The organism is Streptomyces sp. Tu6071 (assembly GCF_000213055.1).
GTDB lineage: Bacteria > Actinomycetota > Actinomycetes > Streptomycetales > Streptomycetaceae > Streptomyces > Streptomyces evansiae.
Genome location: NZ_CM001165.1, coordinates 1,959,706 through 1,972,088 on the forward strand (window position 1 = coordinate 1,959,706; position 12,383 = coordinate 1,972,088).

Consider the following 12,383-nt stretch of genomic DNA (forward strand, 5'->3'; position numbering starts at 1 on the left):
CCCACGTCGCGACACGCCCCGCCCCGCGCGACGTCCCACCCCGCCGCGTCAGCCCCCCTGCTGCCGCTTCCGCCGCCTGCCGAGGAGCATGGCGGCCAGGACGACGAGGACGGCGACGACGAACATGGCGGTGCCGATCACGTTGATCTGCACCGGGGTGCCGCGCTGCGCCGAGCCCCACACGTACATCGGGAAGGTCACGGTGGAGCCGGCGTTGAAGTTGGTGATGATGAAGTCGTCGAACGAGAGCGCGAAGGCGAGCAGCGCGCCGGCCGCGATGCCCGGTGCGGCGATCGGCAGCGTGACGCGCAAGAAGGTCTGGACGGGCCCGGCGTAAAGGTCCTGCGCGGCCTGTTCCAGGCGCGGGTCCATGGACATGACGCGTGCCTTGACCGCCGTCACGACGAAGCTGAGGCAGAACATGATGTGCGCGATCAAAATCGTCCAGAAGCCGAACTGGACGCCCATGTTCAGGAAGAGCGTCATCAGCGAAGCGGCCATGACGACCTCGGGCATCGCCATGGGCAGGAAGATCAGCGAGTTGACCGCGCCGCGCGCGCGGAACCGGTACCGCACGAGTGCGAAGGCGATCATCGTGCCGAGCACCGTCGCCCCGAGCGTCGCCCAGGCCGCGATCTGGAGACTGAGCGAGAGCGAGCCGCACATGTCGGCCACTCCGCAGGGGTCGGTCCAGGCATCGGTGGAGAAGCGCTGCCACTCGTAGTTGAATCGTCCGTTCGGCTTGTTGAACGAGAAGATCATCACGACGACATTCGGAAGGATCATGTACGCGAGCGTGCAGATCCCGGCGATGACGACGAGGTTGCGGCGGACGGCGCGCAGCGGCCCGCCGGGCTTGCGCGCACGCGACGCCGACGCGGCGTCACGCGGCGTACGGCGCGCCGCGGGCGCGACGTCGCGCGGCGTGGGGGTCCGGGTGCTCATCAGATCAGGTCCTCCGTACCGGACTTGCGCAGGTAGACCGTGACGGCCGCGAGGATGGCCGCCATGAGGATGAAGGAGAGGGCGGCGGCGGCCGGATAGTCGAGGACGCGTAGGAAAAGCGTCTGAATGACGTTTCCGATCATCCGCGTATCGGTCGACCCGAGGAGATCGGCGTTGACGTAGTCGCCGGCCGCCGGGATGAACGTGAGCAGCGTCCCCGAGACGACGCCGGGAAGCGACAGCGGGAAGGTCACCTTCCGGAAGGTCGTGAACGGCGCGGCGTACAGGTCGCCCGCGGCCTCGTGGAGCCTCGGGTCGATGCGCTCCAGGGACGTGTACAGCGGCAGGATCATGAACGGCAGGAAGTTGTACGTGAGCCCGCAGACGACCGCGAGCGGCGTCGCGAGGACGCGGTCGCCCTCGGTGATGCCGAGCGCGCTCGTGACGTCCAGGAGGTGCAGCGTGTTGAGCACGTCCACGACGAAGCCGCCGTCGGCCAGGATCGTCTTCCACGCGAGGGTGCGGATGAGGAAGCTCGTGAAGAACGGCGCGATGACGAGGATGAGCACCAGGTTGCGCCAGCGCCCCGCGCGGAAGGCGATGAGGTACGCGAGCGGGTAGCCGAGCGCGAGGCACAGGACCGTCGCGACGGCGGCGTAGGCGAGAGAGCGCACGAACTGCGGCCAGTACTCGCTGAAGACGTCCCAGTACGTGGCGAAGTGCCACGTCACCCGGAAGCCGTCCTCCAGCGACCCGGTCTGCACCGACGTGGACGCCTGGTAGATCATCGGCAGCGCGAAGAAGACCAGCAGCCACAGCATGCCGGGCAGCAGCAGCCAGTACGGGACGAGGCGGCCACGCACCCGGACGCCGCGACGTCGGGGCGGCGTGGGGCCCGCGACGTCGTCGGGTCCCGGTGTGTTCGCGGGCGGCGCGGGTGGTGCTTCGGTGGCGCTCACGCGGCGTCCCGCTCGCTGCCCGCCGTGGCGACGCCCGCGTCTATGTCCTGCTCCGCGTCGAGACCGAAGCCGTGTGCGGGGTTCCAGTGCGCGACGACCTCGGCACCGGGCATCAGGCGCGCGTCGCGCTCGATGTTCTGCGCGTACACCTCGAAGCGCCCGCAGCAGGGGGCGTCGAGCACGTACTGCGTGGAGACCCCGATGAAGCTGGAGTCGGTGATGCGGCCCCGGACCCGGTTGCGTCCCTCGGGTATCCGCGCCTCGTCCTCGACGGGGACGAGCGAGACCTTCTCGGGGCGCACGCCGAGCAGCAGCGCGCCGCCCGCGCGCGGCGGTACGGCGCAGCGCGCGGCGGGCACGACGAGGCGTGTGCCACGCGACGTCAGCGCGACGTCGCCGTCCGGCGTCGCGTCGGCGACGGTGCCCGGGATGAGGTTCGAGGTGCCGAGGAAGTTCGCCACGAAGGTGCTGCGCGGCGTCTCGTAGAGGTCCTCGGGGGCGCCGAGTTGTTCGACCCGGCCGGCGTTCATGACCGCGACGGTGTCGGCCATCGTCATGGCCTCCTCCTGGTCGTGCGTCACGTGCACGAAGGTGATGCCGACCTCCGTCTGGATGCGCTTCAGTTCGAGCTGCATCTGCCGGCGCAGCTTGAGGTCGAGGGCGCCGAGGGGCTCGTCGAGGAGCAGGACCTTGGGGCGGTTGATGAGCGCGCGGGCGACGGCGACGCGCTGCTGCTGGCCACCGGAGAGCTGGTGCGGCTTGCGGCGCGCGTAGTCGCCGAGCTGGACGAGGTCGAGCATGTCGGCCACCTGCTTCTTCACCGACTTGATGCCGCGTCGTCGCAGGCCGAACGCGACGTTCTCGTAGATGTCGAGGTGCGGGAAGAGCGCGTAGCTCTGGAACACCGTGTTGACAGGGCGGCGGTGCGGCGGGAGCGCCGTCACGTCCTCGTCGCCGAGGTGCACGGAGCCGGAGGTCGGCACCTCCAGGCCCGCGATCATGCGCAACGTCGTCGTCTTGCCGCAGCCGGAGGCGCCGAGCAGCGCGAAGAAGGACCCCTGCGGAACGGTCAGGTCCAGCGGGTGCACCGCCGTGAAGTTCCCGTACTTCTTCCCGATCCCTTCGAGGCGCACGGCGCCGCCCCGGTCGGTCGGGGCCGTCTGGTCGGTGGATGGCGTGGTGGTCGTCATGAGCTGTATCCCGGTGGTGGAGGTGCCGGTGGTGGAGCCTTCGGAGTGGGAACGGTGCGGGGGTGCGCCGGGTAGTACGGCGCGTGGTTCTCGTAGGGGGTCGGTACGGGTCCGACGCCGCGACGTCGCGCGGGGTGCGTCGCGTCGGCGCGGGGTCGCGCGGGTCTCGCGCGGTGCCGGTCGCCGTGGGGCTTCGTGTCCGGGGGCGGCGGTACGTCGCGTACGTGACGTCGCGTCGCACGCCGCGAGCGCCGGGTGCGCGACGTACGGCTCGCGACGTCGCGATGTACCCCGTCGCGTCGCCCCGCGGCGCGCGCCCCACGCGACGTGCCGACGTGCCGACGTGCCGACGTGCCGCAACGTCGCTCCGTACCGCGTCGGCCGCCGCGACGTCGCGGCCTTCGCGTCAGCCGTCCGTCAGGGAAGCGAACTTCTTCTCATAGGCCGTCTCCTCCTTCGTCGCGAGCGAACGAAAGGCGTGGGACTTCGCCGCCATGACGCGGTCGGGGACGATGAGCGGGTTGTCGGCCGCGTCCTTGTCGATCTTCGCCAGTTCCGGCTTGACGCCGTCGACCGGGCAGACGTAGTTGATCCAGGCCGCGAGCTCGGCGGCGACCGGCGGTTCGTAGTAGTAGTCGATCAGCTTCTCGGCGTTCGCCTTGTGGCGCGCCTTGTTGGGCACCATGAGGTTGTCGGTCGAGGTCATGTAGCCGGAGTCGGGGATGACGTAGCGCACGTCGGGGTTGTCGGCCTGGAGCTGGACCACGTCGCCTGCCCAGGCGAGACAGGCCGCGAGGTCGCCCTTGCTCAGGTCGGCGATGTAGTCGTTGCCCGTGAAGCGCCGCACCTGTTTGCGGTCGACGGCCTTCTGGATGCGCGCGATCGCCGCGTCGTACTGGTCGGCCGTCACCCGGCCGGGGTCCGTGCCCATGTCGAGCAGCACCATGCCCACGGTGTCGCGCATCTCCGAGAGCAGCCCCACCTTGCCCTTGAGCTTGGGGTCGTCCAGCAACTGGGAGACGGAGGTGATCTCACGGCCGCCCGTCGCCTTGATGTTGTAGGCGATGAAGGTCGAGATGCCGGCCCAGGGGTACGAGTAGGAGCGGCCCGGGTCCCAGTCGGGGCTGCGGAACTGCGGCGCGAGGTTGGCGTAGGCGTGCGGCAGGTGGGCGGGGTCGAGCTTCTGCACCCAGCCGAAGCGTATGAGCCGCGCCGCGAGCCAGTCGGTGACACAGATCAGGTCGCGGCCGGTGTCCTGGCCCGCGGCGAGTTGTGGCTTGATCTTGCCGAAGAACTCGACGTTGTCGTTGATGTCCTCGGTGTACTTGACCTTGATGCCGGTGCGCTTCGCGAAGGCGTCCAGCGAGGGGCGGTGGCGGTTGTCGTCGCTGACGTCGATGTACTCGGTCCAGTTGGAGAAGTTGACGCTCTTCTCCTGCTTGGAGTGGTCCTCGGAGGTGACCGTGTCGTCGCCCGTCTTCGCCGCGGCGGGGATGCCGCAGGCGCTGAGCCCCGCGAGGCCGCCCGCGGCGAGCGCGCCGCCGACGACGGCGCGCAGCACGGCGCGTCGTCCGGGCGCCCACGGCGCCGCGCCGCGCCGCCCCGTCCAGCCGCCCCGTACCGCGCGCGACAGCGCACGCGCCGTGGCCGGTGGCGGACGATCCGAATCGAACTGTTCCATGCGCTGTGCCCTTCCGGGTGAGCCTGCTCGATGAGGGGGCCGTGGGGCCGGTCGGTGCGCTACCGGTCCCCGAAGACGGTGCGGTGCCAGTCTTTTCTGGCCACCGCTGTGTTGTCGAACATGACGTGTTTGACCTGGGTGTACTCCTCGAAGGAGTACACGGACATGTCCTTGCCGTAGCCCGAGGACTTGTAGCCGCCGTGCGGCATCTCGCTGATGATCGGGATGTGGTCGTTGATCCACACGCAGCCGGCCTTGATCTCGCGGGTGGCACGGTGCGCGCGGTACGTGTCGCGCGTCCAGGCCGAGGCGGCGAGCCCGTACGGGGTGTCGTTGGCGAGGCGCAACGCCTCGTCGTCGGTGTCGAAGGGGAGCACGACGAGGACGGGGCCGAAGATCTCGGACTGCACGACCTCGCTGTCCTGCGCGACGTCGGCGAGGAGCGTCGGGCGGTAGTACGCGCCGTCCGCGAGCGCGCCGCCCGGCGCCTCGCCGCCGGTCACGACGCGCGACGTCGCGCGGGCGCGCTCCACGAACGCCGCGACGCGGTCGCGGTGCGCGTGGCTGATGAGCGGCCCGAGGTCGGTCGCCGGATCGAAGGGGTCACCGAGCCGCACCGTCTCCATGAGCGCCGCGACGTCGCGTACGAAACGCTCGTAGACGGGGCGCTGCACGTACGCGCGCGTCGCGGCGGTGCAGTCCTGCCCGCCGTTGATGAGCGAGGCGGCGACCGCGCCGTGCACGGCGGCGTCGAGGTCCGCGTCGTCGAAGACCACGAAGGGGGCTTTGCCGCCCAGTTCGAGGTGGAGCCTGCTGACGCCGCCGGTGGCGAGCTCCGCGACGCGCTTGCCGACGGCCGTCGATCCGGTGAACGACGTCATCGCGACGTCGGGGTGCGTGACGAGGCGCTCGCCCGCGTCGCGGCCCGTGCCGTTGACGATGTTCACGACGCCGTCGGGGAGGCCGGCGGCCGTCGCGGCCTCGGCGAAGAGGAGCGAGGTGAAGGGGGTCAGCTCGGAGGGCTTGAGCACGATCGTGTTCCCTGCCGCGATGGCCGGAAGGATCTTCCAGGCGGCCATCTGGAGGGGGTAGTTCCACGGCGCGATGGAGCCGATGACGCCGATCGCCTCGCGACGTACGTACGAGGTGTGGTCGCCGCTGTACTCGGCCGCCGCGCGCCCTTCGAGGTGCCGCGCGGCGCCGGCGAAGAAGGTCGTGTTGTCGACGGTGCCCGGCACGTCGAACCCGCGGCTGAGCTTGATCGGCTTGCCGCACTGGAGGGACTCGGCCTGGGCGAAGTCCTCGGCACGCTCGGCGAGCACCGCCGCGAAGCGGTGCAGGGCGTCCGCACGCTCGCCGGGCGTCGCACCGGACCACCCGGGGAAGGCCGCGCGCGCGGCGGCGACCGCGGCGTCCACGTCGGCGGGCCCCGCGAGTTCGTACGTAAAGATCGTCCGCCCGCTCGCCGGGTCCACGACGTCCTGCCCGCTGCCCGACGTTCCGGGGACGAGGCGGCCATCGATGTACTGGGCGCCCGCGGCGAAGTGGTCCCGTGGCTGGAAGCGGTTGCGCATGTCGCTCTCCTCCGGCCCCGCGCGAGTGCGGGCACCGTAGCTCCGGCTCGATGTGAGTGCCGATCCTGGCAGAGCGGCATCACTTCAACAAGTGATTCCGTTGTTGCCTTTTGGTTACACGACGAAATCTGTCGGCCACCTGTCGAGTCTCCCACGAAAACCCATACGGAGTGCCGAGCGGGGCTGCAAAACTCGCGCCATGGATGAGGAGTTGACCAGGGACTACGCTGCACTGCTCGACCGGGCACGCGGCACGGTGCTGCCCGTGGGGGACGGCGCAGGCGACGAAATCCACGCTGCTGGGGCGGGTGGCGCGCCCCTCGCGACGCGTCGCGTGAAGTTCCTCCACTTCTGGGGGCACACGTCGCGCGGCGAGGGCGTCGACAAAGCGTGTCTGAGCCAGTGGTGGCCGGCGCCGTTCACGGTAGGCGACGCGACGTACGCCACGGCGGAGCACTGGATGATGGCGCATAAGGCGCGGCTCTTCGGCGACGTCGCGGCGGAGAACGCCGTGTTGACGGCGCCGGGCCCGGCGCAGGCGAAGGTGGCCGGCCGCCTCGTCCAGGGCTTCGACGAGGCGACGTGGGAGCGGGAACGCTTCCGCATCGTCGTCGAAGGCAGCGTCCACAAGTTCTGCGCAGACCCGGCTCTCAGCGCCTTCCTCCTCGGCACCGGCGACCGCGTGCTGGTCGAGGCCAGCCCGCTCGACCTGATCTGGGGCATCGGCCTCGCCGCCGACGACCCCCGCGCCTCCCGCCCGGCAAGCTGGCGCGGCCAGAACCTCCTCGGCTTCGCGCTCATGGCGGCACGCGACATCTTGGGTGGGGAGGGGTAGGGGCGGGAGGACGCGTCGGGCCGCGAGGGCGCGAGGAAGGGGGCGCGACGCGACGTGCGGGCGGAGGTGGTGCACGACGCTATGCGCAGGGGTCGCGCGGGGCGACGTCGCGGCGTGGGCACCGGCGCGACGTCTACGCGACGTCGGGGCGGGGGGACTACGCGACGTGTACGCGACGTCAGGGGTGGGATGACGGCGCGACGTACACGCGACGTCGGGGCGCGGCGACGGTACGGTCCCTAGGCGACGTGGCAATGGCGCGACGCGTACGCGCGACGTGGGGCACGGCGCCGACGCGACATGTACGCGACGTCGCGGCGTCGCGCGGGCACGACGCGAAGGCGACGTCGCTGCGCTACGCGGTCAGCGCGACGCCGCGTGCGGACCGCTTGCCGCGCCGGACGACGCCTGCGCGTGGTACTCGTGCGTCGCTCCGCCGCCCGTGTCCTCTTCCTCCACCGCGAGCACGAAGCCCACCACGAGGACGGCGAGGCCACCCACCAGCCCGACGACCCCGCACACCAACCCGGCCACCGACATCCCACGCCCCGGCCCGCCCGCGCGCCGCGCGCGTCCGGCCCCCACGGCGCCGAAGACGACGGCAAGCACGCCCGTCACGAGGCCGAGAAACCAGCACGCCACGGCGCCCCCGGCGTCGAGGGCGAAAGCGAGCCCGTAGGCGAGAAGCGCGACGACCCCGAGTGAGAGGGCGACACGAGCGGGTCCGGCGGGCTTCGGGAACGCGGCGCTCGCCGCGACGCGCGACGCGGACGGCACCGACGGCGCGCCGCGCGGCGACGTGACGCCTGGCGCGAAAGGTGCCGTAGACGGCGGTACAGGTGCCGTAACCGGCGCCCCGTACGACGCGGGCCCGGCGGCAGTCGCGGGCGCCGCGACGTTCGACGCAGGTACGGGGGACGTCGCAACGTACGGCGACGTCGCGTACCCCGCACGCGGCATTCCCTCGGGCGCGACGCGGGCGAGTGGATAGCCGAACGCCGCCCACCCCGGGCCCTCCGGCGATGTCGGGATACCCGGCACCGCGTCCCCACCTCGTCCCGGCACCGCGTCGGCGCCCCGTCCCGGCACCGTGTCCCGGGCTCGTCCGAACGAGGCGGGGCCCCGTACCGGCGACGTAGCCACGCCGTCGGAGAGGGCCGGGGCAAAAGACGGTGGCGCGACGTCGGGCGACCTTGTGCCCGGCAACGGCGCCGGCCAGGAAGCGGGAGCCGTGAAGGAACCGCCACCGCCCCGCGCAGCCGAAGCCCCCGCCTCCCCGCGGTCCCGGGCTTCGTCCCCGTCCGCGCCCCCCGCAGCCTCACGTGCCGTCACTATGCCCAAGACGTCGGGCGCGGCCCCCGCGCCCACCGTCCCGGCATGACCTCCACTCGCCCCGACGCCGCCCGCGAACGCCGCCTCGTCCCGCCCCGACGCCGCCTCGCCCCCGCCAGCCGCCGCGCCGTCCCCCTCGCGCGCCGCGCCCTCCCCTCCGTACGCGACGTCCCCCGCCAGGTGCCCCCCGCGCCCCGTACCGTCACACGGCGCGTCCTCACGCCCCGCGTCGTCCCCGTCGCCCCGCTGCGCCTCGTCCACCCATTCCCCTTCCTCATGCTCTGCCGCACCGCACCGCACCGCACCGCCCGGACGACGGCGCGGCGGAATGCCGCATCGTCCCGTATCCCGGCCGTCTGCCGCACGGCGCGCCGTCCTACGATGATCCCCGACCGGCGCCGAAACCGGTCCACCGCCTTGACCGGGGAAGGACCGCGAGGACCCATGAACGTCTCCAGCGAACTGCACACCTTCATCGCAGGTCTGCCCAAGGCCGAACTGCACGTGCACCACGTCGGCTCCGCCTCGCCGCGCATCGTCGCCGCGCTCGCGGCGCGCCACAGCGACACGCGGGTGCCCACGGCGCCGGAGGCGCTCGCGGACTACTTCACGTTCACGGACTTCGCGCACTTCATCGAGGTGTACCTCTCCGTCGTCGACCTCATCCGCACCCCCGAGGACGTCCGGCTGCTGACCTTCGAGGTCGCACGCGACATGGCGCGTCAGAACATCCGTTACGCGGAGCTGACCGTCACGCCGTACAGCTCGACGCGACGCGGCATCGACGCGCACGCCTTCATGGAGGCCATCGAGGACGCGCGCCACGCCGCGGAGAAGGAGTTGAACGTCGCGCTGCGCTGGTCCTTCGACATTCCCGGCGAGGCGGGGCTCGAAGCGGCGGAGGAGACGGCGCACCTCGCGACGGAGCTGGGCCCCGACGGGCTCATCAGCTTCGGTCTCGGGGGCCCGGAGATCGGGGTGCCGCGTCCGCAGTTCAAGCCGTACTTCGACCGCGCGCGGGCGGCGGGACTGCGCTCCGTGCCGCACGCGGGCGAGACGACCGGGCCCGAGACGATCTGGGACGCGCTCAACGAGCTGGGGGCCGAGCGCATCGGCCACGGAACGAGCGCCGTGCAGGACCCGCGGCTCCTCGCGCACCTCGCGGAACACCGCATCCCGCTGGAGGTGTGCCCGACGTCCAACATCGCGACGCGCGCCGTCGCGGACCTCTCGGAGCACCCGGTCAAGCAGATGGTCGACGCGGGCGTGCTCGTGACCATCAACAGCGACGACCCGCCGATGTTCGGCACCGACCTCAACAACGAGTACGCCGTAGCGGCCCGGCTCCTCGGCCTGGACGAACGCGGTCTGGCGGCGCTGGCGAAGAACGCCGTCGAAGCGTCGTTCCTCGACGCCGTGGGCAAGGCGCGGCTCCATGCCGAGATCGACGCGTACCTCGCCGCCTGGCTGGCGCCCTGACGCTGTGATGACATGCCCCCATGCGCACCGTCACCGCCGTGGGACATCGCGGCGATCCGTACCGTTTCCGTGAGAACACACTCGCCTCGCTGCGCTCCGCGTTCGCGAGCGGCGCCGACGCCGTGGAGCTGGACGTCCGGCTGACGCGCGACGGCGTGCCCGTGCTGCTGCACGACGCGACGCTCGCCCGGCTGTGGGGGGTCGACGCCCGGGTGAACGAGGTCACCGCCGCCGACGTCGCGCGCCGCACAGGGGGCGGCGTGCCCTCGCTCGCCGACGCCCTCGACGCGACGTCGGGGCGTCGCGTCATGATCGACCTCCCCTCCGCGACGTCGCGCACCGTACGCGCCGTCCTGGGCGTCGTACGCGACAGCGGCGCGACGTCGCGCGTGTACTACAGTGCCGGCGCCGACGCCATGCTCGCCGTCCGCGCGCAGGACCCCGCCGCGGAAATCGCGCTGACGTGGACGACGCTCGCCCCGCCGCGCCCGGCGCTCCTCGACACGGTCCGGCCCCGCTGGCTCAACTACCGCTTCGGCCTCCTCGACAGCGGCCTCGTCGCGTCGCTGCACCGCGACGGCTATCTCGTGTCCGCCTGGACGCCGGACACGCGGCGTTCGCTGCGTCGTCTCCTCGCCGCCGGTGTCGACTCCGTGACGAGCAACCGCGTCGGCGTCGCGTGCGCGGAACGGGACCGCGCGGGCCTCACACGCCCGTCGTCCCGCTCCAGCGACGCGCCAGTTCGGGACGCTCCCGCGCCGTGATGTCGCGTGCGATGGCGAGGCGACGCCGCGTCGCGTCGTCGGGGAAGATGAGCGGGTCCTCGGCGAGCGCGGCGGTCTCCTTGTCCTTCGACGCCGCGAGGACGTCGCGTGCGGCGGGCACGGGGCAGACGTAGTTGACCCACGCGGCGAGCGCCGCGGCGACCTCGGGCTCGTAGTAGTAGTCGATGAGGCGTTCGGCGTTGCGCTTGTGCGGGGCGCGGTCGGGGATCATGAGCGACTCGGCCCACAACTCCGCGCCCTCCTCCGGTACGAGGAAACGAATATCGGGGTTGTCGGCCTGGAGCTGGATCACGTCGCCCGAGTACGCCTGGCAGGCGAGCACGTCGCCCGAGGCCAGGTCCTTGATGTAGTCGTTGCCGGTGAAGCGGCGGATGTGCCCGGCGCGCACGCGCGGCGCGAGCCGGTCGCACATGCGGTGGAAGTCGTCGGTCGTCCAGCGGGTGATGTCCACGCCGTCGCCCTGGAGCAGCAGCGCGAACGCCTCGTCCATCCCCGACAGGAGCGTGACGCGCCCCTTGAGGTCGTCGTCCCACAGCTCGGACACGTGGTGCAGCGTGCGGCCCAGCTTGCGCGCGTTGTACGCGATTCCCGTGATGCCCGACTGCCACGGCACCGTGTAGCGCCGCCCGGGGTCGAACGCCGGGTCGCGCAACGAGGGATCGAGGTGGCGCGCGACGTGCGGCTGCCGGCCGCGGTCCATCTCCTGCACCCAGCCGAGCCGTACGAACCGCGCGCACATCCAGTCACTGATGACGATCAGGTCCCGGTCGGTGGACTGGTGGTTCATCAGCGACGGGCTGACCTTGCCGAAGAACTCGTCGTTGTCGTTGATCTCCTCGGTGTAGTGCACACGGATACCGGTACGTCGCGTGAAGGCGTCCAGCGTGGGGCGGCGCCGTCCGCTGTCGTCGGTGTCGATGTAGAGCGGCCAGTTGGCGAAGTCGAGTTCGTGCTCGCGCGCGGACCGGTCCGCGGCCGTACGGTCCCCCGGCGCGACGTATGCCGCGGGGACGCCGCAGGCGCCGAGCCCCAGCGTGCCCGCCGCCGCGACGCCGCCGCGCAGGACGGCACGTCGCGTCGGAACGCCGCGTCCTGGCGGGAGGACGTCGCGTCGCGGCGGGAGGACGTCGCGTCGCGCACGCGTCGTACGCGACGTGCACGCCGCCCGGGACGTACGCGACGTCGCGGCGAAGTCGGCGGGCAGGGACCGGGGTATCGATGGCTTCGGCACGCGCGCAGCATGACGCGCGTCACACGCCGACAGCAATCGACGTCGCGTCCCCACCGGACGGCGCGGGAAAGACACAGTGTCGAGGGCGGAGGGGGCACGGGCACGACGCGACGCACAACCCAGTGCGACGTCCTCGCCGCGACGCCGCGCACGCGCCGTACCCCGCGACGTCGCGCCTCGGTACGCGACGTACCGCGCACTACGCGACGTCCCCGCCCACCACGCGACGCCGCGACGTCACGCGACGTGCCGCAGTCCCCCGCTACGCGACGTCCCCACCCCCCGCGCGACGTCGCGCCGCTATGCGACATCCCCCGCCCCCCGCTCCCACCCCACCCCGCCCCCACACCAAAACGGCCCGCACCGCGCCTC

The 12,383-nt window shown here is 72.0% G+C and carries 10 protein-coding genes; 3 read left to right on the top strand and 7 right to left on the bottom strand.

Annotated features, from left to right (window positions below; genetic code table 11):
• Nucleotides 1-48: 48 nt before the first annotated feature.
• The 5 genes from STTU_RS07880 to STTU_RS07900 form a co-directional block, all read right to left on the bottom strand.
• Entirely contained in the window at nucleotides 49-945 is an 897-nt protein-coding gene (locus STTU_RS07880) for an ABC transporter permease (RefSeq protein ID WP_007821553.1), read from the bottom strand.
• Nucleotides 945-1,904 carry an ABC transporter permease gene (locus tag STTU_RS07885; RefSeq protein WP_043254520.1) on the bottom strand — a complete coding sequence of 320 codons (960 nt, stop codon included), beginning with the start codon at nucleotides 1,902-1,904 and terminating at the stop codon, nucleotides 945-947. Before STTU_RS07885 ends, STTU_RS07880 begins: the two co-directional genes overlap by 1 nt.
• Nucleotides 1,901-3,094: an ABC transporter ATP-binding protein gene (locus STTU_RS07890; RefSeq protein WP_043254522.1), complete on the bottom strand. Its 1,194-nt coding sequence runs from the start codon at nucleotides 3,092-3,094 to the stop codon at nucleotides 1,901-1,903. The genes STTU_RS07885 and STTU_RS07890 overlap by 4 nt, the downstream gene beginning before the upstream one ends.
• A gap of 406 nt (nucleotides 3,095-3,500) precedes the next feature.
• Nucleotides 3,501-4,775: a polyamine ABC transporter substrate-binding protein gene (locus STTU_RS07895; protein WP_007821559.1), complete on the bottom strand. Its 1,275-nt coding sequence runs from the start codon at nucleotides 4,773-4,775 to the stop codon at nucleotides 3,501-3,503.
• A 59-nt stretch (nucleotides 4,776-4,834) separates the two neighbouring features.
• Nucleotides 4,835-6,349, bottom strand: coding sequence for a gamma-aminobutyraldehyde dehydrogenase (locus tag STTU_RS07900; RefSeq protein ID WP_007821560.1), 1,515 nt, complete (start codon nucleotides 6,347-6,349; stop codon nucleotides 4,835-4,837).
• A gap of 199 nt (nucleotides 6,350-6,548) precedes the next feature.
• Between STTU_RS07900 and STTU_RS07905 the strand changes: the two genes are divergently transcribed.
• On the top strand, nucleotides 6,549-7,184 hold the full coding sequence (locus STTU_RS07905; protein WP_007821562.1) for an NADAR family protein: 636 nt from the start codon (nucleotides 6,549-6,551) through the stop codon (nucleotides 7,182-7,184).
• 363 nt (nucleotides 7,185-7,547) lie between these two features.
• On the opposite strand, the gene STTU_RS33840 is transcribed toward STTU_RS07905, so the two are convergent.
• A complete protein-coding gene (locus STTU_RS33840; RefSeq protein ID WP_086021134.1) occupies nucleotides 7,548-7,961 on the bottom strand; it encodes a hypothetical protein in 414 nt (137 codons plus the stop codon).
• 999 nt (nucleotides 7,962-8,960) lie between these two features.
• On the opposite strand from STTU_RS33840, the gene STTU_RS07915 reads away from it, so the two are divergent.
• Nucleotides 8,961-9,995, top strand: coding sequence for an adenosine deaminase (locus STTU_RS07915; RefSeq protein ID WP_007821568.1), 1,035 nt, complete (start codon nucleotides 8,961-8,963; stop codon nucleotides 9,993-9,995).
• A 20-nt stretch (nucleotides 9,996-10,015) separates the two neighbouring features.
• Nucleotides 10,016-10,759 (top strand): glycerophosphodiester phosphodiesterase, encoded by a 744-nt coding sequence (locus STTU_RS07920; RefSeq protein ID WP_043254524.1) that lies wholly within the window; start codon nucleotides 10,016-10,018, stop codon nucleotides 10,757-10,759.
• On the opposite strand, the gene STTU_RS07925 is transcribed toward STTU_RS07920, so the two are convergent.
• On the bottom strand, nucleotides 10,701-12,011 hold the full coding sequence (locus STTU_RS07925) for a polyamine ABC transporter substrate-binding protein (protein ID WP_007821569.1): 1,311 nt from the start codon (nucleotides 12,009-12,011) through the stop codon (nucleotides 10,701-10,703). The two genes, STTU_RS07920 and STTU_RS07925, sit on opposite strands and share 59 nt — an antisense overlap.
• Nucleotides 12,012-12,383 lie beyond the last annotated feature (372 nt).